General features: G+C 67.1%; 25 protein-coding genes. 3 read left to right on the top strand and 22 right to left on the bottom strand.

From position 1 onward, the window contains the following. Window positions 1-10 precede the first annotated feature (10 nt). From HZ321_RS16865 to HZ321_RS16840, 6 genes are all read right to left on the bottom strand, one after another. Window positions 11-997 carry an ABC transporter permease gene (locus HZ321_RS16865; protein WP_181703566.1) on the bottom strand — a complete coding sequence of 329 codons (987 nt, stop codon included), beginning with the start codon at window positions 995-997 and terminating at the stop codon, window positions 11-13. A gap of 15 nt (window positions 998-1,012) precedes the next feature. After that, a complete protein-coding gene (locus tag HZ321_RS16860) occupies window positions 1,013-2,506 on the bottom strand; it encodes a sugar ABC transporter ATP-binding protein (protein WP_181703565.1) in 1,494 nt (497 codons plus the stop codon). 66 nt (window positions 2,507-2,572) lie between these two features. Then, a complete protein-coding gene (locus HZ321_RS16855; RefSeq protein ID WP_181703564.1) occupies window positions 2,573-3,565 on the bottom strand; it encodes an autoinducer 2 ABC transporter substrate-binding protein in 993 nt (330 codons plus the stop codon). Between the two features lie 86 nt (window positions 3,566-3,651). Continuing rightward, on the bottom strand, window positions 3,652-4,530 hold the full coding sequence (locus tag HZ321_RS16850; protein WP_181703563.1) for an NAD(P)-dependent oxidoreductase: 879 nt from the start codon (window positions 4,528-4,530) through the stop codon (window positions 3,652-3,654). Between the two features lie 185 nt (window positions 4,531-4,715). After that, complete coding sequence (gene denD, locus HZ321_RS16845) at window positions 4,716-5,714, bottom strand: D-erythronate dehydrogenase (RefSeq protein ID WP_181703562.1); 999 nt, start codon at window positions 5,712-5,714, stop codon at window positions 4,716-4,718. 58 nt (window positions 5,715-5,772) lie between these two features. Next, a complete protein-coding gene (locus tag HZ321_RS16840) occupies window positions 5,773-6,546 on the bottom strand; it encodes a FadR/GntR family transcriptional regulator (RefSeq protein ID WP_244635948.1) in 774 nt (257 codons plus the stop codon). Between the two features lie 245 nt (window positions 6,547-6,791). Between HZ321_RS16840 and HZ321_RS16835 the strand changes: the two genes are divergently transcribed. Beyond that, a complete protein-coding gene (locus tag HZ321_RS16835; protein ID WP_181703561.1) occupies window positions 6,792-7,277 on the top strand; it encodes a YidB family protein in 486 nt (161 codons plus the stop codon). Between the two features lie 87 nt (window positions 7,278-7,364). Here the strand turns inward: HZ321_RS16835 and HZ321_RS16830 are convergent, their stop codons facing one another. The 4 genes from HZ321_RS16830 to HZ321_RS16815 all read right to left on the bottom strand — a co-directional run bounded on the left by HZ321_RS16830 (window position 7,365) and on the right by HZ321_RS16815 (window position 11,199). Continuing rightward, the gene (locus tag HZ321_RS16830) at window positions 7,365-8,009 is read right to left on the bottom strand and encodes a TerC family protein (RefSeq protein ID WP_181703560.1); all 645 of its coding nucleotides are present in this window, start codon (window positions 8,007-8,009) and stop codon (window positions 7,365-7,367) included. Between the two features lie 223 nt (window positions 8,010-8,232). Continuing rightward, window positions 8,233-9,750: a tripartite tricarboxylate transporter permease gene (locus HZ321_RS16825; RefSeq protein ID WP_181703559.1), complete on the bottom strand. Its 1,518-nt coding sequence runs from the start codon at window positions 9,748-9,750 to the stop codon at window positions 8,233-8,235. Between the two features lie 10 nt (window positions 9,751-9,760). Continuing rightward, a complete protein-coding gene (locus HZ321_RS16820; RefSeq protein WP_181703558.1) occupies window positions 9,761-10,249 on the bottom strand; it encodes a tripartite tricarboxylate transporter TctB family protein in 489 nt (162 codons plus the stop codon). Continuing rightward, complete coding sequence (locus tag HZ321_RS16815) at window positions 10,249-11,199, bottom strand: tripartite tricarboxylate transporter substrate-binding protein (RefSeq protein WP_181703557.1); 951 nt, start codon at window positions 11,197-11,199, stop codon at window positions 10,249-10,251. The genes HZ321_RS16820 and HZ321_RS16815 overlap by 1 nt, the downstream gene beginning before the upstream one ends. 332 nt (window positions 11,200-11,531) lie before the next feature. Here HZ321_RS16815 and HZ321_RS16810 point away from each other — a divergent pair, with 332 nt between their 5' ends. Further along, window positions 11,532-11,705, top strand: coding sequence for a hypothetical protein (locus HZ321_RS16810; RefSeq protein ID WP_181703556.1), 174 nt, complete (start codon window positions 11,532-11,534; stop codon window positions 11,703-11,705). 14 nt (window positions 11,706-11,719) lie between these two features. Here HZ321_RS16810 and HZ321_RS16805 read toward each other — a convergent pair whose 3' ends face one another. Genes HZ321_RS16805 through HZ321_RS16795 form a run of 3 tightly spaced genes read right to left on the bottom strand, consistent with a single transcriptional unit; the run spans window position 11,720 to window position 14,786 of the window. Beyond that, entirely contained in the window at window positions 11,720-12,718 is a 999-nt protein-coding gene (locus tag HZ321_RS16805; protein ID WP_181703555.1) for an ABC transporter substrate-binding protein, read from the bottom strand. Further along, window positions 12,715-14,118 carry a sensor histidine kinase gene (locus HZ321_RS16800; RefSeq protein WP_181703554.1) on the bottom strand — a complete coding sequence of 468 codons (1,404 nt, stop codon included), beginning with the start codon at window positions 14,116-14,118 and terminating at the stop codon, window positions 12,715-12,717. The genes HZ321_RS16805 and HZ321_RS16800 overlap by 4 nt, the downstream gene beginning before the upstream one ends. Continuing rightward, the gene (locus HZ321_RS16795) at window positions 14,115-14,786 is read right to left on the bottom strand and encodes a response regulator transcription factor (RefSeq protein ID WP_181703553.1); all 672 of its coding nucleotides are present in this window, start codon (window positions 14,784-14,786) and stop codon (window positions 14,115-14,117) included. Before HZ321_RS16795 ends, HZ321_RS16800 begins: the two co-directional genes overlap by 4 nt. Window positions 14,787-14,997: 211 nt before the next feature. Here HZ321_RS16795 and HZ321_RS16790 point away from each other — a divergent pair, with 211 nt between their 5' ends. Next, entirely contained in the window at window positions 14,998-15,261 is a 264-nt protein-coding gene (locus tag HZ321_RS16790) for a hypothetical protein (protein ID WP_181703552.1), read from the top strand. 70 nt (window positions 15,262-15,331) lie between these two features. Here HZ321_RS16790 and HZ321_RS16785 read toward each other — a convergent pair whose 3' ends face one another. The 9 genes from HZ321_RS16785 to HZ321_RS16745 form a co-directional block, all read right to left on the bottom strand. Beyond that, complete coding sequence (locus HZ321_RS16785; RefSeq protein WP_181703551.1) at window positions 15,332-15,712, bottom strand: hypothetical protein; 381 nt, start codon at window positions 15,710-15,712, stop codon at window positions 15,332-15,334. Between the two features lie 346 nt (window positions 15,713-16,058). Next, the gene (gene sugE / locus HZ321_RS16780; protein WP_181703550.1) at window positions 16,059-16,373 is read right to left on the bottom strand and encodes a quaternary ammonium compound efflux SMR transporter SugE; all 315 of its coding nucleotides are present in this window, start codon (window positions 16,371-16,373) and stop codon (window positions 16,059-16,061) included. Window positions 16,374-16,509: 136 nt separating this feature from the next. Beyond that, window positions 16,510-17,202: an orotate phosphoribosyltransferase gene (locus tag HZ321_RS16775; RefSeq protein ID WP_181703549.1), complete on the bottom strand. Its 693-nt coding sequence runs from the start codon at window positions 17,200-17,202 to the stop codon at window positions 16,510-16,512. Window positions 17,203-17,333: 131 nt separating this feature from the next. After that, window positions 17,334-17,603, bottom strand: a complete 270-nt coding sequence (locus HZ321_RS16770; RefSeq protein WP_425305414.1) for an SEL1-like repeat protein — start codon at window positions 17,601-17,603, stop codon at window positions 17,334-17,336. Between the two features lie 341 nt (window positions 17,604-17,944). Next, a complete protein-coding gene (locus HZ321_RS16765; protein WP_342343869.1) occupies window positions 17,945-18,646 on the bottom strand; it encodes a glutathione S-transferase N-terminal domain-containing protein in 702 nt (233 codons plus the stop codon). Window positions 18,647-18,738: 92 nt separating this feature from the next. After that, on the bottom strand, window positions 18,739-20,346 hold the full coding sequence (locus tag HZ321_RS16760; RefSeq protein ID WP_181703548.1) for a glycosyltransferase family 39 protein: 1,608 nt from the start codon (window positions 20,344-20,346) through the stop codon (window positions 18,739-18,741). A 363-nt stretch (window positions 20,347-20,709) separates the two neighbouring features. After that, a complete protein-coding gene (locus HZ321_RS16755; protein WP_425305416.1) occupies window positions 20,710-21,948 on the bottom strand; it encodes an MFS transporter in 1,239 nt (412 codons plus the stop codon). Between the two features lie 74 nt (window positions 21,949-22,022). After that, window positions 22,023-23,504 (bottom strand): Asp-tRNA(Asn)/Glu-tRNA(Gln) amidotransferase subunit GatB, encoded by a 1,482-nt coding sequence (gene gatB / locus HZ321_RS16750; RefSeq protein WP_181703547.1) that lies wholly within the window; start codon window positions 23,502-23,504, stop codon window positions 22,023-22,025. A gap of 157 nt (window positions 23,505-23,661) precedes the next feature. Beyond that, a complete protein-coding gene (locus HZ321_RS16745) occupies window positions 23,662-24,213 on the bottom strand; it encodes a hypothetical protein (RefSeq protein ID WP_181703546.1) in 552 nt (183 codons plus the stop codon). Window positions 24,214-24,359 lie beyond the last annotated feature (146 nt).

Genomic DNA, 24,359 nt, shown 5'->3' with positions numbered 1-24,359 from the left:
CGCTCCGCTTTCAGGCCGATGCCGCCGCGCGGCGCCGCGCCTGCCAGGCGGGCATACCGGTGCCGAGCAGGATGAGGAAGCCGATCACCACGTTCTGCCAGGTGGACGGAATGCCGAGCATGATCAGGCTGTTGTTGATGAGCACGATCAGCGTCACGCCGAGCAGCGTGCCCGTGATGGTGCCGTGGCCTCCGGTCAGCCGCGCCCCACCGAGCACCACGGCCGCGATCACCTGGAGCTCCAGGCCCACCAGGTCGAAGGGGTTCGCGACCCGAGCGAGCGAGGCGTGAACGATGCCGGCGAGCCCAGACAGCACGCCGACGTAGCCGTAGACGAAATACTGCATCGCCGTGACGTTGATCCCGACGCGCGCCGCCGATTCCCGCGAACCGCCCATCGCAACGATGCTGCGCCCGAGCACCGTCCGGTTCAGGATGAACCACGTCAGCACCACCGCACCGACGAGGAACAGCGTCGCGGTCGGCACCGCCACGAACGATCCGCCGGGCGTCTCGCCGCGGAAGATCATGCTGCGGGCGAAGTCGCGCATGCCTGGCGGCACGTTGGTGATCAGCTGGCTGCCGACGAACGTGAGCAGGAACCCACGGAAGGCGGTGAGCGTGCCGAGCGTGACGATCAGCGTCGGCAGCTTGAGGGTACCGATGAAGACCGCGTTGATCAGCCCGAGCGTCAGCCCGATCGCGGCTGCAACAAGGAAGGCGACGATGATCTGGTCCCCGACCCCGAGCGCGATCATCAGCTTCGTCGCCGAGTACATGCTGAAGGCCGCGATCGCCGTGAACGAGACGTCGATGCCGCCGGAAACGAGCACCAGCATCGCCGCGATGGCGAAGATGCCGATCACGATGCCGTTGCGCAGGAGATCCGTGATCGTGGTGATCGTCAGGAAGCGCGGCTCCACGATCGCGGTCACCACGCAGAAGGCGACGATGATCAGCGCCACCAGGGTTTCGTTGCGGGAGAACAGCGATCGCATCGTCCGTGCCTCCCGTCAGCTCGCCAGGCGGTGGGCGAGCGTGTCCTCGTCCGCGGAGTCCCGCCCGACCTCCTCGATGATCCGCCCCTCCCGCATCACCAGGATGCGGTGGCAGGCGGCAAGCACCTCCGGCAGGTCGTCGGAGATCACGATCACCCCGAGCCCTTCGCGCGCGAGGTCGGCGATGATGGCGTGAATGTCGGCCTTGGAACCGACGTCGACTCCTACCGTAGGCCCGTTGAGGATGAGAATCCGCGGGTTGATCGCCAGCCAGCGGGCGAGCACGACGCGCTGCTGGTTGCCGCCGGAGAGGCTCTGCACCGGCAGCGCCGTCGATGGCGTCGCCACTTTCAGCCGGCGCACCCATCCTTCCACCGCATCCGAGAGCCGCGGCCGATCCACGACACCGGAACGGCCGGCGAAGCGGTCGAGGATGCCGACGGCGACGTTGCGGCCGATCGCCTGTGGCAGGAAAAGCCCTTCGGTCAGTCGGTCCTCCGGCACATAGCCTATGCCGAGGCCGATCGCGTCCTTGACGCTGGTGATCGCAACGGGACGACCCCCGACGACGATCCGCCCCCGATCGGCGGGCGCGAGCCCGAACAGCGCCTTTGCGAGATCCGTCCGGCCGGAGCCGAGCAGCCCCGTGATGCCGAGCACCTCGCCCGCGCGGAGGCTGAAGCTGACCCCGTCGAACTGGCTGCCGCGGCCGAGGTCTTCCACGCGCAGGAGCTCCGCGCTGCCCTCGCCGGGCGCCGGTGGCAGCTCCACCGCCGTCACGTGGCGGCCGGTCATGTGGTAGGTGAGCGAGGCAAGGTCGAACTCGCGCGCCGGCCCGTCGGCGACCTTCCGACCGTTCCGCAGCACCACGATCTTCTCGCAGACGGCAAAGATCTCCTTCAGCTTGTGGCTGACGAAGAGCACCGCGACGCCGTCCTTCTGCAGCTTGCGGATCACCTGGAGCAGTGCGCGCACCTCGCGCTCCGTGAGCGCAGTCGTGGGCTCGTCCATCACGATCAGCCGCGCATCGTGGAGCAGCGCCCGGCTGATCGCGACGAGCTGCTTGTCGGCGACCGGCAGCGTCTCCACCACGCGGTCGAGGTCCATGTCGACACCGATCCGGGCGAGCGCCTCGCGCGCGATCCGCCGGTTGCGGCGCTTGTCGACGAGGCGGCGGCCGTGCACCAGCTGGTCGTTGAAGGCGATGTTTTCGGCGACGGAAAGGTTCGGGAACAGCGAGAAGTCCTGGTAAATCACCTGGATGCCGGCTCGCACGGCCTCGATCGGATGGAGCGAGCCGCGCGCCTGCCCGTCGATCTCGATGGTCCCGCTGTCGGCGCCCTGCGCCCCGGCGAGGATCTTGATCAGCGTGGACTTGCCGCTGCCGTTCTCGCCGGCGAGGCAGACGATCTCGCCCCGCCCCACGGAAAGGCTCACGTCATCAAGCGCGTGGACGCCGGCGAACGCCTTGGAGATCCCGGAGAGCTTCACCAGGGGCAGATCGGTCATGGAGCACCGTCGGCAGATTGGGGGCTCCCGGCGCAAAAGCACGCCGGGAGCCCGGGTGAGACCCGATCAGAAGGGGAAGTCCTTCATGTTGGTCTTGTCGACGAGCTTGTAGGCTTCGCCGTAGATCACCTTGCCGTCCAGCTTGATGGCTTCGTAGCCCGGAACGCCGAGGTTGGCGCCGTCCTCGATCTTGCCGCCCTCGATCAGCGTCGCAGCGACCTTGTTCATCACGATCGCGGCGTCGGCCGGATCCCAGAAGCCGATCGCATCCACCGCGTCGGTCTCGAGGTACTGGCCGGCGATCGACGGGAGGCTGGTGCCGGCCACGCAGGTCTGAGCCTCAAGGCCGCGCTCCTCGATGGCGAGCCCGATGCCGGCGACGTCCGTCGACGCGGAGCCCTGGAAGCCCTTCACGTTCGGAAAGGCGCGCATCACCTCCTGCGCCTTGGCATAGGCCTGCTGCTGGTCGTCGTAGGTCTCGTTCTTGGACCCGACCAGCGTCATCTTCGGATAGGCCTCCTTCTGGCGCGCGATCGCGCCATCGACCCACTGGTTATGGGTCTTGGAGGTGAGGCTGCCGACGAACACGGCGTACTCGCCCTCTTCACCCATGCAGGCCGCCAGGCGGTCCATCAGCTGGGCGCCGAAGTCCTCGTTCTTGAAGGCCTCGATGTCGTAGTCAACGTTCTGAATCGAAGAGGCTTCGTGCGCCACGACCTTGATGCCCTGGTCGCGTGCCTTCTGCAGAACCGGCTCCAGCGCCTCCGGCGAGAACGGAACCACGGTGATGGCGTCGACCTTCTGGGCGATCATGTCCTCCAGGATCTGGACCTGCAGCTGGGCATCGGCCTTGGCCGGTCCGACCTGGAAGGCGTTGTGTCCGGATTCGGCGGCGTATTTCTTCACGCCCTCCTCCATCCGGTTGAACCACTGGATGCCGGAGATCTTCACGACGGTCGGGATGTCCAGTTTCTCCTGCGCGACGGCGACGCCCGCAAGCGTGGCGGCGCCGAAGGCTACGGCGACAGCAAGCGACGAGATTCCGACGATCTTCTTCATGCCGAATATCCTCCCAAGCCTGCTCTGGGTTTCCCGTCCGGGTGCAGGCGACACCGGCGGGTTTTCGATGCGCGACCTCTTGGACCTCAGTCCTTCAGGCCGGCCATGTCGAACTGCATCTTGTGCAGGCCCGAGGCGTTGAGGTCGCCGAGGCCGAGATTGACCGCCGCCTGGTAGAGCTGTGCGATCGCCGACGTCGCGGAGAGCGGCACGCCGAGATCGCGGGCCGTGTCGCCGATCAGACGGGCGTCCTTCAGCATGTGGCGGAGATAGAAATGGGGCGAGAAGTCACCCTTGAACGACGCCCGCCCGACGCCGCGGATCAGCGCGGAGGAGTAGTCGGTGACGTCGAGCACGCCCATGACGGCCTCCGGGTCGAGGTTCGCCTTGCGCGCCATCGACAGCGCCTCGCCGAGCGATGCCATCTGCGCAGCGACCAGCAGATTGCCGACCAGCTTCATCGTCGCGCCGGTCCCGGTCTCGCCGAGATAGTGGACGCTGTTGGAGAGCGGGTCGAACAGCGGGCGAAACGCCTCGAACGCGTCGCGCGGGCCGCCGCACACGAAATCGAGCTTGCCCTCCCAGGCCTCGTTCCGGCTGCCGAACACCGGCGTGTCCAGATAGACCGCACCGGCGGCGGTCACCGCGGCAGCGATCTCGTGGGTGAGCTTCGGATCGGTGGTGGTCGCGTCGGCAACGATGGTGCCGCGCCGCAGGTGCGCCGCAAGACCGTCCGGCCCGAGCAGCACGTCGCGCTGCGCGTCGGGACCTGTCAGGCAGACCAGGATGCGGTCGCTGGCCTGCGCAGCCTCGGCGATCGACTTGGCGCGCGTCGCGCTTGCGAGATCGGGATGCAGGTCTCGATCGGTCCGGTTCCAGACGGTGACCGCATGGCCGGCTTTCAGGCTGTTGCGGGCCATGCCGCTGCCCATGATCCCGAGCCCGATGTGAGCGATTGTGGCCAACGCATCCTCCCGGAGAAGCCTCTGATCGGCGGTCTCTGCGGCGCCTTAGGCGCCCGGCCGCTCTCGATCGCACTGCACTACTGGTCCAAACAGTAGACCAGTTAAGTGAAGCCATGGCGGGATGGGTTGTCAAGATCCCGGCATGCACAATTGTCGCCAGGACTCACGAATGAGCGTCGCCGTCCTCAGGCCGCTTGGCCGGGAACTACGCCCCCGAGTTCATCCTCGATGTGCACGGCCAGGATCTCGTCGAACGAGCGCTCGGCTGCAAAGCCAAGCCCCACCGCCCGCCGCGCGTCGAAGTCCCGCGCCCACCCGGCGACGATCCGGTCGATCACCGGATCCGGTTCACGCCGGATCAGCGCCACCGCCCGATCGCCGGCGACGCGCCGCAGCGCCTCGATCTCCTCCGCGACTGTGGCGGAGAGACCCGGCATGTTGAGATTGCAGCGGGGGCCGACTCGCGAAAGGTCGATGCCGGCGGCGTGCAGCAGGAAGCCGACCGCCGCGCGCGGGCTGGCGAACCAGTGGCGCACGTCCTCCGACACCGGAAGCAGCGCTTCCTGCCCGACCAACGGCTCGCGCAGGATGTTGGAGAAGAAACCCGACGCCGCCTTGTTCGGCCGGCCTGGACGCACGCAGATCGTCGGCAGGCGGATACCGATGCCGCCGAGGAAACCGCGCCGGCTGTAGTCGGCGAGAAGCAGTTCGCAGATCGCCTTCTGGGTGCCGTAGCTGGTGAGCGGGGTGGTGAAGAACGTGTCGCCGATCCGCTCCGGGAACGGGGCGCCGAACACGGCGACCGAGGAGGCGAACACCAGCCGCGGCGTGTAGCCCGTCGCGCCATGCGCCAGGCGGATGGCCTCTAGGAGGTGGCGCGTCCCGTCGAGGTTGATCCGGTAGCCGAGCTCGAAGTTCGCCTCCGCCTCGCCCGAGACGATCGCCGCCAGATGGAAGATCAGGTCCGGGCGCTCGCCCACCAGTCGCTCGGCAGTCGCCGGGTCGGAGATGTCGGCAGCGATGCGGGCCGCAGTCCCACTGAAGGCCGGCGGTACCGGCGGGGCCTCGACGTCGACCAGGGTCAGCGTCCCGATCTCCCGTCCCGCGACTGCGCCGTCCGCTGCCAGTCTGGCAACAAGCTTCTGGCCGATCATCCCTCCGGCTCCGAGGATCAGGACGTGCATGAAGGTCGGCCTTTCTGGCACGCGGGAGGACAGGGCGACGACGTGCAGGGCATCCGCCCTAACCCGCCGCCTCATGCTGCGAAACGCGATCGTCGGCAACGAGCAGCGACCGCGTGGTGGTGTAGATCCGGTCCAGGTGGATGTCGAAGGCGGCCACGACGGCCGCGGGGTCGCGGGCACGGAGGCCTTCAACGATCAGCACGTGGTCGTCGAAGCTCTTCTGGATCGACCCCGGCTTCGACACCGCTACCCGGCGGTGCTCCATCATGTAGCTGTAGAGGTCGCTCACGAAATCGCCGAGCACCGGGTTCCCGCAGCTTTTGTAGATCGAGAGGTGGAACTCGCGGTCGCAGATCAGGAAGCGGACCGGCTCGTCGAGAGCCGCCCTCTGCTCGGCGAGCGAAGCGTCAAGCTTGGCGAGCGTCGCCGCGTCCATGCGCTCGGCCGCGTCGGCCACCACCTGCCTCTCGACCAGGAGCCGGGCAGCGTGGATCGAATCCAGGTCGTAGCTGTTGATCAGCCGTGGCTCGCGAAGCCCCGAAGCCAGTGGCGCGACGTCGGCGCTGACCACCCGCGTCCGCGCGCCCTGCCAGACTTCGATCACGCCGCGCGCGGCGAGGATCTGGATGCCACCACGCACGGTCTCCCGGCTCACCTGGAACGCCGCGGCGAGGTCGCGTTCGCTCGGCAGGGCATCGCCGACCTGGAGAATGCCCGAAGCGATCAGCGAGGCGATCTTGTCGGCCACGATGTCCCGTACGGTCTGGCGCGACACGCCGTCCCGCAGTTCGGGCATCTGCTTCAGCACGGAAAGAGTACGGCGGGAGGTCATCGCTGAACCTTCACTGACCTACTGGTCCATACAGTAGACCAGTTAAGGAGCCGCACACCGAAGTTGTCAAGCGGAAGCTGCCGCTCGGCGCGTGACGCCCCGCACCCGCCTTGCCGGTCCGCACCGGGTCTGTTTGAAGCTCTGGCCATCGGTCTCCCCCACCGCAGTCGTCGCGCCCAACCCATAGCATGCAGGAACCATTCCGCCGTCGCGGCCGTTCGTCCAGCAACCCGATGGAGGTAGAAATGGCACGTGGATTTCCGTCAATGACCGCACTGCTCGGCTTGCTGGCCGTGGCCGGCTATCAGAACCGCGACAAGATCGCAGAGTATCTCGGCCAGTCGCGGACCGGCTCCGGCGGCGCCAATCCGGCCGGCGCCTCGGGCGGGGGGCTCGGATCGATCCTGGGTGGCCTCACCGGCGCTCTCGGCGGCAGCCAGAGCAGCCCCGGCGGCGTGCTCAGCGGCGGTCTCGGCGACCTTGTCGAGCAGTTCCGCCGCAACGGCAAGGGCGATGTCGCCGACAGCTGGGTCGGCACCGGGCCGAACCGCGAACTCGCCCCGTCCGAACTGGAGCAGGCCATCGGCGACGATACCCTGGCCGACCTCAGCGAACAGACAGGTCTGTCGCGGGACGAACTGCTGGCGCGCCTTTCCCGGACTCTCCCGGAGGCCGTCGACCGTTACACCCCGCAGGGCCGCATCCCGCGCGAGGACGAGTTCGGCGCCTGATCCGTTCGGATAGCCCCGTCAACGAAAAGCCCCGGACCATCGGCCCGGGGCTTTTGCATGTCGGCACGGATATCTGGGGCCGGCCCGTCAGGTCGCGGCCAGGACTTCCATGCTGCCGCGGTAGATCATCTCCAGCGCGACGTAGAGGATGATGACCAGGCCGACGTAGGCGATCCAGCGATGCTTCTGCAGCAGCTGGGCGATGAAGCTCGCCGCCAGACCCATCAGCGCGATGGAGAGCACCAGGCCGATGATCAGCACCGTCGGGTGGTCCCGCGCGGCGCCGGCCACGGCCAGCACGTTGTCGAGCGACATCGACACGTCCGCCACCACGATCTGCCAGGCCGCTTGCGCGAAGGTCTTGCGTGGCGCTCCGCCCGCCACGGTTCCATCTGCGTTGAGGTCCTGGTTGGCGAGCGCCTCCTCGGCGTTCACCTCGTCGGCATGGCTGGTGCTCAGCTCACGCCACATCTTCCAGCAGACCCAGAGCAGCAGAATGCCGCCGACCAGCAAGAGGCCGAGGATCTGCAGCAGTTGGGTGGTGACCGCGGCGAAGCCGATGCGCAGCACCGTCGCAGCGATGATGCCGATCAGGATCGCCTTGTTGCGCTGGTCCTTGGGCAGCCCCGCCGCGGCGAGGCCGATCACGATCGCATTGTCGCCCGCAAGCACAAGGTCGATCGCGATCACCTGAAGGAGGGCTGCGAAGCCCTCACTCGTAAACACTTCCATGGATGTGCCAACCCTTCCGTCATTGAGGGGTCGGCTCGTCGGACGCCCATTCCGCCAGGAGGGCTGGCGGTCTCCACCACGGTAATTCCGTCGAGCCTGTCTTGTCTGATTTCCAGTCCGACATCGCAGCGCAGGGAGCGCTGCCAGAGGGGCCCGGCCTGGCACGAGAGCGGCCGGATGGCCGCGCGCCGCCGGCTATGAAGGCCGGCGGCGATCCTGTCAATCAGTCCTCGTCCGCCGCGAGCTGGTTGAGGACCTCGCCTCGTCCGCGCAGGCGCATGACGAGGGGTATGAGCAGCGCGGCGGCCGCGATCAGGTAGAGCGCGATCGCCAGCGGCGACTGGACGAGAACCAGGAGATCGCCCTGGCTGATCGCGAGCGCCCGCCGCAGCTGCTGCTCGGCGAGCGGTCCGAGAATCAGGCCGATCACCACCGGCGCGATCGGGTAGCCGAAACGCCGGAGCCCATATCCGAGCAGGCCGAAGCCGAGCAGCATCCCGAGTTCCACCTGCGACGGGTTGGCGCCGATCGTGCCAAGCGTCGAGAAGGTCAGGATTCCGGCGTAGAGCCAGGCCCGCGGGATCGCCAGGAGCCGCACCCAGAGCCCCACCAGCGGCAGGTTGAGGATCAGCAGCATGAAGTTGGCGACCAGGAGGCTGGCGATGAGGCCCCAGACGAGTTGCGGGCTGTTGATGAAAAGCAGCGGCCCCGGCTGCAGCCCGAACTGCTGGAATCCCGCCAGCATGATCGCCGCCGTCGCGGACGTCGGCAGGCCGAGCGTCAGCAGCGGCACGAGCGTACCCGCCGCCGAGGCGTTGTTGGCCGCCTCCGGCCCGGCGACGCCCTCGATGGCGCCGTGCCCGAACTCCTCGGGATGCTTGGTCAGCCGCCGCTCCGCCGCATAGGAGAGGAACGTGCCGATCTCCGCGCCGCCGGCCGGCATCGCACCGATCGGAAAGCCGATCGCGGTGCCGCGCAGCCACGGCTTCCACGAGCGTCCCCAGTCCGCGGCCGTCATCCACACCGAACCGCGCACCGGCTCGATCTTGTCGGGCGCCCGCGCGCCGGCACCGGCAACTGCCAGCGTCTCGCCGATCGCAAACAGCGCCACGGCGAGCGTGGTGACCTCGATGCCGTCAAGCAGGTCCGGGACGCCGAAGGCGAGCCGTGCCTGACCGGTCTGCAGGTCGATCCCGACGAGCCCGAGCGTCAGCCCGATGAACAGCGACGTCAGACCCATCAGGGCGGAGGACCCGAACGCCGCCGAAACCGTGACGAAGGCCAGCACCATCAGCGCGAAATAGTCCGCCGGCCCGAAACTCAGAGCCAGCTTCACAACGGTGGGGGCCAGGAAGGCGAGCGCGATGGTGGCGACGAGCCCGGCGATAAACGATCCGATCGCCGCCGTGGCCAGCGCCGGGCCGCCGCGGCCGGCGCGGGCCATCTTGTTGCCCTCCAGCGCCGTGATGATCGACGCGCTTTCACCCGGCGTGTTGAGCAGGATCGACGTGGTCGAGCCGCCGTACATGCCGCCGTAGTAGATGCCGGCGAACATGATCAGCGATCCCGCCGGGTCGAGCTTGTAGGTGACCGGCAGCAAGAGGGCGACGGTCAGCGCCGGCCCGATGCCCGGAAGCACGCCGACCGCCGTGCCGAGCAGCACGCCGATGAACGCGTAGACCAGGCTCATCGGCTGCAGAGCCGTCAGCAGGCCTCCGGCCAGAAGCGAAAAGGTGTCCATGGCGCAGCCTTCAAAGGAAGAGACGCTCGAGGGGGCCAGCGGGAAGAGAGAGCTGGAGCAGGCGGGCGAACACCAGCCAGATCGCCAGCGACAGGCCGATGCCGATCGGCAGCGTCATCCACAGCGGTCCCCGTCCGAAGCCGCGTGCCGTCAACGCGAACAGGATGCCGGTCGCGATCGCAAACCCCGCCACCTTGAGGAGCAGCATCTGCGCCGCCAGCCCGCCCACGATCCACAGGATCGGCGCCGGCTCGTCGGCTTCCCGAACCGGGAAATGGCCGCGCCACGCGCGGAGCGCGGTGCCGATCGAGATCAGCAGCAACGCCCCTGCGATCGCATAGGGAAACGCGGTCGGCCCGATCCGGGCATAGCTGCCGGCCGTGCCGATGCTGGCCGTGTTCCAGAAGATCACGCCCGACAGCACTGCCAGCCCGGCCGCGATGACCAGCGCCGCCCGATCAGGGCGGCGCTCGTCGCGTTGGGAGCCGAGCTCCGACATCACTTCACCAGGCCGATGTCTTTGAGGATGCCCTCGGTGGCCGTGATGTCCTTGGCAAGCTGTTCCTCGAAGGCCGGACCGGCGAGGAAGGTGTCCGCCCAGCCCTTGGCGGCCAGCGCGTCCTGCCAGGACTTCGACTTCGCCATCTTCTCGATGTCGGCAGTCACCGCGGCCTTTTGCTCGTCGGAGAGACCCGGCGCGGCGGCGACCATGCGCCAGTTCTGCAGCACCACGTCGACGCCGGCTTCCTTCAGCGTCGGCGCGTCGGCACCCGGGATCCGCGTGTCGCCGGACACTGCGATTAGCCGCAGCGCGCCGGCTTCCACCTGCGAGGCGAACTCGCCGTAGCCGGAGATGCCGGCCGTCACCTGGCCGCCGAGGATGGCCGCGAGCGCTTCGCCGCCGCCGGAGTAGGCGATGTAGTTGATCTTGGTCGGGTCGACCCCGACCGCCTTGGCGATCAGTCCGGCCGCGATATGGTCGGTGCCACCGGCCGAACCGCCGGCCCAGGACACCGAGCCTGGATCCGCCTTCAACTGGGCGACGAGATCATCCATCGACTTGATGTCGGAAGCGGCGGGAACGACGATCGCCTCGGATTCACCCGTCAGGCGGGCGATCGGCGTCACGTCCTTGAGGCTCACCGGCGAGGCGTTGGTCAGGATCGCGCCGACCATCACGTAGCCGCCGACGATCAGCGACGTCGGATCGCCGCTCGCCTGGTTGACGAACTGCGCCAGGCCGATGGTACCGCCCGCGCCCGGCACGTTGGTCACCTGCACGCTGCCGGAGATGCCTTCGTCCTGGAGCGCCGTCTGCATGGTGCGAGCGGTCTGGTCCCAGCCGCCGCCCGGGGCGGCCGGCGCCATGATCTTGTAGTCCGCTGCGTTGGCAAGGCTGGGAAGGGCGAGCGCGCCCGCAGCCAGCAGGCTGATGATGAACTTCTTCACTGAATTCCTCCCTGGCGACAAAAGCCGCCTGTCGATTGGTCGTGGCGTGGCAGATCCGGCGGATGTCACGGCTTGGGGCCGCTCCTCTGACATCCCCCGGGTGGCTCTGCCGTGCCCGGACACGCCGAACATGGGTTGCGGACCTGTCACGAGCCTGTCAGGCCCGCCAACCGAACCCGAAACTTGGCGTTTCGTTCGATGCATGTGTTTGTTGCAGGGCAGCAATCCGATGCACGCCCTACTCCCGGCGCGGTCGAAGGCGCATCTTAGGCGCAGCCGGAGATGTTGGCGGGCCGCACCGTGGCGCCCGCGCCGGCTGGATCGAGGACCAGATGTTGACCCGCCGTACCGCCTCTCTCGCCCGCACCATCCGTGACATGGTCGGCGCCTTCGAGGGTGCCGTCCAGGCCGCCGGTGCCATCGACACCGGCCGCAAGCCGTCCCGCGCCGCACTCGTCAAGCTCGGCATCCGCCCGGACGCCTTCGACAACACGCGCCTGTTCTAGAGTTCGGACGGAGCTCAGGGACCGCCGCTTGTCACCGACCGCCAGAGGTCGATGAACTGGCGGCGGCGGAGCGGGTCCGTCAGCGCCAGCAAGCTTGCATTGAGCGGGATCGGCCGCACCGGTCCCCGCGCCGCGGGAACCGCGCTTTCGCCAGCCTGCGGCAGGAGCGCCTCGTCGCCCAACGTCGCCTGTGCCGCCGGCGACACGAGGAAGTCCAGGAAGCGGTTGGCCGGCAGCGGGTTCCGCCCGTCCTTCAGGAGGATCGCCACCCGCGTGATCGCGACGGTGAAGTCCTCCGGTTCAACGATCGCGACGGCTCCGCCCTCCGCAACCCGAGCCCGGGCGTAGGACCCGAGCACGTTGTAGCCGACCAGCGCTCGGCCATCCTCCACCATGTCCAGCACCAGTGACGTGCAGCATGCCGTCAGCAGGCCGGTTCCGCTGGTCCGCTCCACGAACGGCCAGTAGTCGCTCATGGTGCCCGCGTCGAAGCTTGCCGCGAGATATCCGATCCCGCTCTGCCCGACGTCGTAGGTCGCGACCTTCGGTCCGTCCACGCCTCCTGCCGCCACCAGCTGCGCCAGCGCCTCCCGCGTCCGGGGACGGTTCTCCACGGGCAGCAGCACGGGATTGACCACGAACACCAGCGGTTCGAAGGTGAAGCCGAAGGCCTCGTCGCGCCATCGCGCCCAGTCCGGCAGGCGAGCCGTCGCGTCCGAGGCATGGCTGCGGGTGTAGCCGTCATTGACGAGGCGGATCTGGAGATCCGCCGCCGACGAGATCACCACATCCGGCTGTGGCTGCAGCGACCCGCTCGTCACCGCCTCGTAGAGTTCGACCGTTTCCTGCTCCAGGTAGGTGACGGCGATGTCCGGGTTGGCGGCACGGAACGCCACCAGCAGCGGCTCCATCGCCGCGCGGTCCGTCGATCCGGCCACCACCAGGCCGGCGGCCGACGCGGGGCCGGCGAAGAGCACGGCCAGCGCGAAGAGCATCTCCCGCGTCATCGTCATGCTCCCTCATAGGGGTCTTGCACCGGGAGCCGGATGGACGCGACCAGCCCTCCGCCTTCGCGATCCTCCAGGCTTACCGTTCCCCCGTGCGCAACCGCGACCCGCTCCACGATGGCCAGGCCAAGGCCCGAGCCGCCCTCGCCCGCCCCCGCCCCACGCTCGAACCGGCGAAGCAGGCGGGGCTTTTCTTCGGCGGGTATGCCGGGCCCGCGATCCGCCACCTGGACCGAGGCCATCATGAGATTGGGGCGCTCGACCGTCACCTCCACCGTTCCCCCAGGGGCTCCATGCACCAGCGCATTTTCGATGAGATTGCGGACCGCTTCGCGCAGCGCCGCGGAATCGGCTGCGACGAGCGTCCCCTCCGCCGCCTCCGACACGTCGAAGCGAATGGTCCGCGCACCGGAGAAGCCCACCGCGTCGTTGACCGCCTCGGCGGCCAGCATGTCCAGCCGCACCGCCTGCCGCCGTCCGGTCTGCAGCCGATTGGCCACTGCCGCGTCGGCGAGCAGCTGGTTGGTGATGCGAGCGGCCGAGACGGCGCTGCGGTGGATCCGGGCGATCTGGTTGCGCAGCGCGACAGGATCCTGCTCGTTGGCCGCCACCTCCGCCATGCCGCGCAGGCTTGCCAGCGGAGTGCGGAGCTGATGCGCGGTTTCGTCGATGAAGGCCCGGTTCTGCGCGAGTGTCTCCTTCAGCCGTGCCACGAAGTGGTCAAGCGCCTCGACGAGCGGGGCGATCTCGCGCGGCACCGAGGGCGGGTCGAGCGGGCCGAGGTCGGTCGGCTCTCGCGCCTTCACCGTTTGCTCCAGCGCCGCGATCGGCCGCATCACCTGCCGGATGGAGAACGGGATCATCACCACCGCCGCCACGCAGACGACGAACAGCGGCACCAGCGCGTAGGTCCGGATCTCCGCAGCCAGCACCTGCCGGCTTTCCCGTGTCTCTGCCACCAGCACAACGACACGCCGCGGCTCGCCGGCCGCGCTGATCAACCGGCGCGTCGCGGCCACGCGCACGGGCAAGCCGAGGTAGACATCGTCCGCATAGGCAACGTCGCGACCGGGCGCGAAGCGGAAACCGGGTGCCAGGTCGCCGTAGCCGGTGATCGCCGAGGAGGGCTCCTCCGTCACGCGATAGAAGATGCGGTCGGACTTCCCGATCGCCAGCATGGAAAAGGCCGAGATCGGCACGTCCACCGTCAGGTCCGCCCCGACGATGCGGATGGCGTCGGCGATCGACTGGGCGGAAGCGAGCAGCAGGCGATCGTAGGCCTCGTTGGAGGCGCGGTCCGAGAACGAGATCACGATCAGCGCCATCACGGCGACAAAGGCGACCACCGAAGCACCTCCGGCGATCGCAAGCCGGCGCGCGATCGAATAGCTGCGGGCCGTCTTCATGATCGGCCCTCCTCGGCCACGTAGCCGAGCCCGCGGATCGTACGGATCTGGAAGCTGCATCCATCCAGCTTCTTGCGCAGTCGCGAGACGTAGAGTTCGACGGCGTTCAGCCCGATCTCTTCGTTGAGCCCGACGAGATGGTCGAGAATCTGCTCCTTGGAGAGCACCCTGCCCCTCCCGACGATGAAGTACTCCAGCAGCCGATACTCGCGCGCCGAGAGTTCGACCAGCTGGTCGTTGACGAGGACGCGGCGTCCCTCCGCGTCGAACAGGAGGTTGCCGACGGTGATCCGCTCCCCGGAATATCCGTGTCGGCGGCGAAGCAGCGCCGAAAGCCTTGCATCGAGCTCCCGCAGATCGAACGGCTTGACGAGATAGTCGTCGGCGCCGAGCTGGAAATGACGGATCTTGTCTTCGATCTCGCCCCGTGCGGTCATCACCAGCACCGGTGTCGGGTCCTGGCGACTGCGCAGGCGTTCCAGCACGCTGGTTCCCGAGCGGACCGGCAGGTTGAGGTCCAGCAGCACCGCGTCGAAGTCTCCGGCCTCGGCCAGCTGGATCGCGTCTGCGCCGTCGCGCACCCATTCCACGACATGCCCACCGCGTGCGAGATGGCGCTCGATCGCGTGACCAAGGTCCTCCGCATCCTCCACCAGGAGCAGTCGCATCGATTCCCCCGCTCCGCGCCGGCAACGGACGGCCTTGGCGGAATGGCTCAATTCTTCTGCATTTGGCGCCGGCTTTCCACCCCCGTCGCGACCAATGCGCAAGCCAGCCCCATTGAACGATCCGGCGTGGTTGACGCCGGTAAAGTCTGTCTGTTCAGTGGCGGCCGAACGGTGACGATCCGCCAAGAAGAAAATTCGGGAGGTGCCGCCGATGGCACGACTGACGATCGAGGCTCTGCGGGAGCGGTTCAGCGCTAAAGGCCGGACCCTCGGCTGCCCCGCCTGCGGCGGATCGGAGCTTGCCGCCTCCGTGTCGAAGGACGGCAAGCCCCTGGCGCTGCTTTACGAGGATCATCCGGTGTCGTGGTTCGGATCGCCCGGATACCTGCGTGTCTTCGCCTTCACCTGCGTGGACTGCAGCCATGTCCTCGTCTTTGACGCCGACCGCATCCTCGGCGACACCAGTCCTCGTTAGGCGAACGCAAGAAGGGGCCACCGCGGCGCGGTGACCCCTCCTGATCGATCCTGCGGAAACCCGCCGACCGTTACTGGGCCGGAGGCGTCGCTCCACCTGCCGGAGGCGTGGTGGTGTCCGGCGTGGTGGCCGGCGGCGTCGTCGTATCCGGCGTCGTGGTATCGGGCGTCGTCGCCGGAGGCGTAGTCGGCTCCGGAGTCGTGGTCGCCGGCGGGGTCGTCGGCTCCGGCGTGGTCGTGGCCGGAGGCGTCGCGTCCGGCGTGGTCGTGGCCGGGGGCGTTGCGGTGTCGCCGCTCACCGGCGCATCCGTCGTCGTGTCGACCGTGTCATCCGTCCCGCCGAAACCGAAGATGAAGATGATCGCCAGGATCACCGCCACCGCCAGAACGACCAGCACCGTGGTGTTTCGGGAACTCGAGCGGGGCTCCCTCGGCCCGTTGTCCAGCGTCATGAGCTTCCTCCGACTTTTTTGGGTTCCGAAGGCGGCCGCCTTCTGGCCATTCATCGCGCGAGAGGCCCTATTGGTTCCACACCGTGAACGATCGGCGTCAACATAAGCGTCGCCGCGGCGTTCGCGCCCGTTTTTGCTGCATGCGGAAAGGGCCCCGGCGACCTGCGCCGGGGCCAAGTGTACCACCGCGTCATGTCCGGCTCCGGCTGTGCCGAAGCAGCGGCACGGAACCCGAGACGATGCGACAACGTCCAAGAACGTCGATCGTTCACTGCGAAGGGACTTTTTTTGCCGGAACGCATCCGTTGAGCCGCGCAAAGAGACGACCATCCCGTCCGCGCACCGATCAGGTCAGGATCTTAAGCCCTGCAATTCCGGCTGCGATCAGGGCGATGCAGCCGAGGCGCACAACATCGGCAGGCTCGCCCAGGAATGCGATCCCGAAGATCACCGTGCCGATGGTCCCGATCCCGGTCCAGACGGCATAGGCGGTTCCGAGCGGCAGGTCACGCACCGCGACAGCCAACAGGAAAAGGCTGAGGGCCATGGCGACCAGGGTTGCAATGCTCGGAAGCGGTCGTGTGAAGCCGTCGGTGTACTTGAGCCCGATGGCCCAGCCGACCTCCAGGAGGCCGGCGACGAGAAGAACGAACCAAGACATGGAACGACGCTCTGGTTTTGCTCCGGAGGGCCGTCCCTGCCGCGTGGTGGTGAATGGGGGGCGGGGTCGTCCCCGCCACATCGATATATGGGAAGCCGGGCCGGTCTTGAAAAGATGTGCGCGGCAGGCGGAGGGCTCAGCCGTCCTGCTTGGGCTTCTCGAACTCCGACCGTCCGCCGTGTGCCGCGGACCAGCCCGCCGGATCGTTGAGGAATGCCTCCACCGCGTCGAGCGTCGCGGCCGGGAAGGCGCCGGAGGCTCGGGCCTCGGCCAGGATGTCCCACCACGTCGCCAAGGCGTGGAGCTTGATGCCCTCTTCCGCAAGTACGGAGGTGCTCTCCTTGAAGATGCCGTAGTGGAACACGACCAGCGTATGGGCGACGCTGCACCCGGCCTTGCGGATCGCGTCGGTGAAGAGGAGCTTGGAGCGGCCGTCTGTCGCCAGATCCTCGACGAGAAGCACGCGCGCGCCTTCACGCACATCGCCCTCGATCTGAGCGTTGCGGCCGAAGCCCTTGGGCTTCTTGCGGACGTAGAGCATCGGCAGTTCCAGCCGATCCGCGATCCAGGCCGCGAAGGGAATGCCCGCCGTCTCGCCGCCGGCGATCGCGTCGAGCGATTCCGCGCCGATCTCCGCGAGGATCTTCTCCGCCGCGAAATCCATGATCCGCTTGCGCAGGCGCGGGAACGAGATGAGCTTGCGGCAGTCCACGTAGACCGGGCTCGCCCAGCCCGACGTGAAGATGAACGGCGTCTCGGCGTTGAACTGGATAGCTTTCACTTCCAGCATCATCCGCGCCGTCTGCGACGCCATGAACGCGTTGTCCATCGCCTGCTGATCCCTTCACCGCAGACGCCGACTGTCGGCGCCCTCGACAAAGGCGGCAATATCACCCGCGGGCGGCGATGCCAAGAACACCGCGCACGAGACCTTGGACAACCTCGATCAAGCGGCCGCGGTCAATGCCGGGACAGCCACTCGCGGGCGTCGCGCTGCGCGGCGGCGATGTCGGCGGCGGTCATCTCCTCGGCGACTTCGCGGCGGTAGCGGGCCGCCTCGTTGCTCCCGCGGAGTGCGGCGAGATTGAACCACTTGTGCGCGGCCACCAGGTCGATCGGAACCGTCCGCCCGGTCGCGTACATGATGCCCAACTGGAAAAGGACATCACCGGAAGCATTCTGACCTTCGGCAATCATTTCGGCGGAAGCAGTGTTGAAACGCGCCATCATCGACTTGTTCCTGGGTTCTCTAGGTCTGTCGGATCAATGTCTTCGAGTTCTTCGAAGATGAGATGATGGTGACGCTGCTCCTTGAATAGGCTGTTAAACCACGCGCTTAATTTTCTGAAAATTGCTCGGGTCTTGCCACACTGGGTGAACGGATTTTTACTTTAAATATCCCGGTATTCAGCCGATCTAACGATCTGATGGTCCCGATAAGTTGCTGAATTTGTACACAATTTATTCACCAAACTCAACGGATACGGTTTCGTCGACAGCAGACGCCGTTCAATGAAAAGCCCGGCACGGGATGGACCCGGCCGGGCTGTTGCAACGATGATCGGACGTCGTCAGCGGGCGCGCTGGTTGAACAGGACCTTCTGCGCTTCCTTGTCCTCGGCGAGGTTCACCGGCGGCTCTTCGGACTTGACCGCGAGCCCCTTTGCGACGGCCGGACGGGCAAGCAGCCGGTTGACCCAGGCCACCACGTTCGGAATCTCCTTTTCCGTCACCTCGTGACGCTCCCAGAGCTTCGCCCAGCCGATGATGGCCATGTCGGCGATGGAGTAGTCGCCAGCCACGTAGTCCCGGCCTTCCAGCTGCTTGTTCAGCACGCCGTAGAGACGATGCGCCTCGTTGGTGTAGCGGGTGATGGCATAGGGCAGCTTCTCCGGCGCGTAGATCGAGAAGTGGTGGAACTGCCCGAGCATTGGGCCGAAGCCGCCCATCTGCCAGAACAGCCACTGGTCGACGTCGACCCGGGCGCGTTCGTCGGTCGGATAGAAGCGTCCGAACTTGCGGCCGAGATACTGCAGGATCGCCCCCGATTCGAACACCGAGATCGGCTTGCCGTCCGGCCCTTCAGGATCGATGATCGCCGGCATCTTGTTGTTGGGCGAGAACGTGAGGAACTCGGGCTTGAACTGATCGCCTTTGCCGATGTTGATGTAATGGACGTTGTAGGGCACCCCCAGCTCTTCGAGCATGATGGTGATCTTCCACCCGTTCGGGGTCGGCCAGTAGTAGAGGTCGATCGGCTTCGTCTGGTTCACCGCAACTCTCCCATGTCGTTCGAGAATGACCTGCTGGTCAGCCTGTCCGCAGAAATATCCCCACCCCGTGGCGGCCGGAAGTCCCGGCGCGATCACCTGTCGGTGACAGGCCCGAAGACCTGCCTGCAGGGCTCGGCGTTCCGGCCGAGATCGATCAGCCTGTAGACCCCCACCCGCGGCGAACCGAGCAGCGTCTTCGCCCAGGGAACCTCCAGGTCCACCGCTGTCCGCGTCGCCGCGTCGGGCGCAAGCGCGAGCAGGGCCTCGGGTAATGCAAGGTCCGGTTCCGGCCTGCCCGGAGTGCGGTAGCCGGCGTTCCAGAACAGCACGCAGGTCCGTTCCGCAGCATAGCTCATCGGACGCATCAGCCGCACGGTCACAGCCGATCCCGCCATCGCGTCGGGGAGCGCCGCGATCAGGTTGCCTGATTCCTGGTGGAGGGCCGTCACGAAAGCAGCCGATCCGTAGCCCATCTCCGACAGACGCATCGCGACCGCGGCATAGGGCTCGTAGTTGCGGTTCCGGTTCTTCTCGGTGAACCCCGGCGACGCGAGCGCAGTCACCCTGACCGCCAGCACCAGAACGACCAGCACCGGCGCGGCGACGGCCACGATCCGCCCGGACCGCACGCCCCTCCCCCGCGCGGCCACCACCGCGAGCGCCGCGACGACCATCGGAAGCCCGATCGGATAGAGGTACCGGGTCCCGATCTCGCGCACCCCGAGCACGGCGACACCGATCACCAGTGCCGACACCGCCAGAACCGAGAACCGGAGGAGAAAGCCGACCACCGGCCCGCCGTCCACCTTGCGGCTGCCGTAGAGCGCGATTCCGACGAGCAGCGCCCACGGCATGAAGAAGAGCGGCACATTGGCAGCGGCGTCGCCCAGCCCTTCAGCCAGCCGCTCCCAATAGGGCTTGGTTCCGATCAGGTTCGAGCGCGACATCGCCACCACGTCGCCGCCGAGTTGGGAGATGCCGGTGAGGACCGGACCCAGCGTCAGCGCCGACGCCGGCAGAATGCCGAGCAGGCGCGCGTCGAACAGCCGCCGCCGGGTCTCCGGTCGAAGGGCCATGGCCGCGACGAGCAGAGCCAGATAGAGCGTGAAGTTCCACTTCGTGATGAGGCCGACCGCCGTGACCAGCGCCAGCAGCAGGGCCGTCCGCCCGTCCGGCGCCTTGATCCAGCGAAGGGTGAGCCTGAGGTGTACGAGGCAGGCCGTGATCAGCAGCAGAGTGTGCGTCACGAACTCGTGGAAGTGCCAGCCGAACCAGTAGAAGGCGAACAGGCTGTAGGCGGCCGCCGCAGCGGTCCGCCGGTCGCCGGTGGCCTCCTCGACCGCCGCCCGGAGCGACAGGCCGATCGCCACCATGAGCCCATAGCGCAGCACCAAGTGGGCAGTGAGACCTGGTCCGGCCAGTCCGTGCAGGAGATGGATCAACCACTCCCAGAGCGGCGGATTGCGCACCTGGTAGGCGAGCGCGAAGGTCCGTTGCAGCGTTTCCTCGGCAAGCGCGTCGTCGAAGGGCAGCGTCGCCGAGAAGGCGAGGCGCAGCCCCGCGTGCAGCAGCCCATAGGCGAAGAACACCAGCGCGACGGAGCCGGGCGACGACCACCGCTCCAGGATACGGTCGACCGCCGTCCAGAAGCCGCTTCCGGCTTCGCCTCGCCCATCGGCGGACTTGGAGTTGACGTTCATGGACGGGGATCGCGCCGCTCGAATTTGGTTGCGGCGGTCTTAGCGGAGTGCGGAGCCGTTGGGAAGGAAGCCGTTGGAACGGCCGCTGATCGGACAGGTCTGGCCGACGCCAGCGCCGGCGCGGTCTTCTCGATCACCAGGTCGGCCAGCCCATTGGCCCGCCAAAACGGAGCGACAGGGAACAACGGAGCGGTATCGGCGAGCCCCATCACGCCGGACAGTACGGACTCCGACTGGCCCTATTGCCCCAGCACGGGGGCGGCGGTGGTATCCCGTTGCGCGGAGAGTTCTCGGGGCCGGACAAGCGACCTTTTGCGGGGCTCTCGAACGTCGGGTCAACAGTCACGCAGACTTAGGCCATCACTATCCGGGACCGGGTTTCATCCACGCCGGAGGCGCGATCCGCGCAAGCAGGACGGAGACCGCGAGTCCCGCCGTCGACAGGACGGTGACGCCTGCCACCACCCCGTGCCATCCGCTCCACGCCCAGAGAAGACCGCCCGCCGTACCGGCGAGGCTGGAGCCCATGTAGTAGGCGAGCAGGTAGAGCGACGACGCCTGCGCCTTGGCTCCATTGGCCCGCAGGCCGACCCAGCTCGAAGCGATCGAATGCGCCCCGAAGAAGCCGAAGGTCATCACCGCGATCCCCCCGACGATGAGGACGAGGCCGGAGCCCAGCGTCATCAGGATTCCCGCCAGCATGATCACAATGCCGGCCCAGAGCACCCGACGCCGTCCGAAGCGGTCCGCGAGCCCGCCCATCCACGCCGACGAGAGGCTGCCCAGCAGGTAGCTGGCGAAGATCAGCCCGATCGCGGTCTGGCTGAGCCCGTAGGGCGGCGCGAGGAGCCGGTAGGCGATGTAGTTGTAGACGGTGACGAAGCTGCCCATCAAAAGGAAGGCCAGCAGGAAGAGCAGCCGCAGTCCAGGGTCGCGCAGATGGCCTGCGAGCGATGCGGCCAGCGCCGTCAGATGAAGCCTTCGCGGCTGGAAATGGCGCGACGCCGGCAATCCCCTCCAGAGTAGGATCGCGCAGGCAAGGCCCACCGCGCCCAGGACCGCCATCGCGATCCGCCATGTCGTCACATCGACAAGCACGGACATGATCAGCCGTCCGCTCATTCCCCCGAAGGCGCTGCCGCCGATGTAAAGCCCCATGGCGCGGCCGACGGCGGCGCTTTCCACCTCATCCACCAGATAGGCCATCGCGACCGCCGGCAGTCCGCTCAACGTCGCCCCCATCAAGGTCCGCAGGATCAACACGTGCGGCCAAGTCGAAGCGAACGCCACGGCCAGCGTGGCCAAGGCCGAGGCGGCCAGGGCGACCACCATGATCCCCTTCCGCCCGACCACGTCGGAGAAGGAGGACGCGATCAGCATGAACACCGCAAGGACGGCCGTACTCAGCGACAGCGCCAGACTGGCGACCGCCGGTGTCACACCGAATTCACGTGAAAATTCAGGCAGGAGCGGCTGGACGCTGTAGAGCAGCGCGAAGGTTGCGAACCCCGCGCTGAACAGGCCCCAGGTGGCGCGCCGGAACTCGGCCGTGGCGGCGCGGATCCGGCCGCCTCCCCCTGTGTCGACACCCTGGTAATCGATCGTCCCGGCGATCTCCGGTGCTGGATCCTGAACCACGGACGAAGATCCTCACCCGGCCCGACCGGCCGCCGCGGTCACTCGATGCCGAGCTTGCGCTTGACCAGATCGTTGACGGACTGCGGGTTCGCCTTGCCGCCGGTTGCCTTCATCACCTGCCCGACGAACCAGCCGGCCAGCGTCGGCTTGGCCTTGGCCTGCTCGACCTTGTCCGGGTTGGCGGCGATGACCTCGTCGACGGCCTTCTCGATCGCACCGGTGTCGGTGACCTGCTTCAGCCCCCGCTGTTCGACCAGCGCTTTCGGATCGCCCCCTTCGGTCCAGACGATCTCGAACAGGTCCTTGGCGATCTTGCCGGAGATGGTCCCGTCCTGGATCAGGTCGACGATCGCGCCCAGCTGTTCGGCCGAAACGGGGGTTTCCTCGATCCCGAGCCCCTCCTTGTTGAGGCGGCCGAACAGTTCGTTGATCACCCAGTTCGCCGCGGCCTTGCCGTCCCGTCCGGCGGCAACCTTTTCGAAGAAGTCCGCCGAGGCGCGCTCCAGCGTCAGAACCATGGCGTCGTAGGTGGTGACGCCGTAGTCGGCGACGAACCGGGCCTTCTTCTCATCGGGAAGCTCGGGAAGGTGTGCCTTGAGGCTCTCGATCCAGGCAGGATCGAGTTCGAGCGGCAGCAGGTCGGGGTCGGGGAAGTAGCGGTAGTCGTGCGCCTCCTCCTTGGAGCGCATCGACCGCGTCTCCCCCTTGCCGGGATCGTAGAGCCGGGTCTCCTGGTCGATCGAGCCGCCATCCTCCAGGATCGCGATCTGCCGGCGGGCTTCGTACTCGATCGCCTGACCCGCGAACCGCATCGAATTGACGTTCTTGATCTCGCAGCGCGTGCCGAGCGGCGCGCCCGGCTTGCGGACGGAGACGTTGATGTCGGCCCGAAGCGAGCCCTCCTCCATGTTGCCGTCGCAGGTGCCGAGATAGCGAAGGATGGTCCGGAGCTTGGAGAGATAGGCCTTGGCCTCCTCCGAAGACCGCAGGTCCGGCTTGGAGACGATCTCCATCAGCGCCACGCCCGACCGGTTCAGGTCGACGAAGGACATGGTCGGATGCTGGTCGTGGATCGACTTGCCGGCGTCCTGCTCCAGGTGAAGCCGCTCCACCCCGACCTCGATCGACGTGCCGTCGGCAAGGTCGACGACCACCACGCCTTCCCCGACGATCGGCTGCTTGTACTGGCTGATCTGGTAGCCCTGCGGCAGATCCGGGTAGAAGTAGTTCTTCCGGTCGAACACCGAATAGGGGTTGATTGCCGCCTTCAGCCCCAGACCGGTGCGGACTGCCTGCGCGACGCATTCCTCGTTGATCACCGGCAGCATGCCCGGCATCGCGGCGTCGACCAGACTGACGTGCGCGTTCGGCGCCCCGCCGTATTCAGCCGAGGCACCGGAGAACAGCTTGGACTGGGAGGTGACCTGGGCATGCACCTCCAGGCCGATGACGACCTCCCAGTCGCCGGTGGCGCCCTTGATCAACTTCTTCGGGTCGGGCGTTCTGACGGCGGCGGTCATGGCGGCAACGATCTCGCTTGGATGGGACGGGTCTTCAGCCGCCGGATATCGGTTTTTCGCCGGCCGGACAAGGGTTCGCACGGACGCGGCCCGCGAAAACGAAATCGGCTGCGGATCGCTCCGCAGCCGATGAACTCGTTGATCCCAGGATGCGGGATCAGGCGGCGATCTGCTGCCGGCGACGGTAGAAGCCGTAGGCGATCATCCCCGCGATGACCGGAAGCCCGGCGCCGGCGATCGGCCCCGGAATAGCGGTGATCTTCACGTCGTCGACGGTGAACGAGACGAACTCGTTGCCGCTGTCGCCCACGAAGCGGAGCGAGCCACCGGCGATCGCCGTGAAGCTGGTGCTCAGCGTCGTCGGCAGCGTAGACGCGACGTAGTTGCCGAGGTTCGACCCGCCGTAGAAGACCGACAGGAAGTTGTTGGTGCCGTAGAGGCTGGTGAGATTGGTCTTCCCGAGCGAAACGGTCAGGTTGTAGACCTGCCCCACCACGGCATCCGTGAGGGTCTGCGTGATCTGGCCGAAATCGAAGATGTTGCCGTTGGCACCCAGCTCGACGGTTGCGTTGCCGCCCGTGCTCCACGGAGTCGTGCCGTTCGCAAGGAACTGCTCGAAGGTTCCATCCTTGACGACCTGAGCGAACGCCGAGCCGGAGCTCAGGAGCCCAACTGCCACAACGGTGGCTGCGCTCAATGTCTTCATCATTTGTTTGACTCCAATTGCTGTCAGAAACAAATGAGCCGCACCAATAGTCCCGGGCCTCCCGGGACTCACGACCCTACGCCTCTAGCTTTTATGTTTAATGCCGTTGAGTCTGTCAACGCGAGATTCACGTTGAAATGTCCTTCGGT

It is taken from the genome of Chthonobacter albigriseus (assembly GCF_013839445.1).
Lineage (GTDB): Bacteria > Pseudomonadota > Alphaproteobacteria > Rhizobiales > Pleomorphomonadaceae > Chthonobacter > Chthonobacter albigriseus.
The sequence above is the reverse complement of the archived record's forward strand: the minus strand, read 5'-3'. Positions and strand labels throughout refer to the sequence as shown.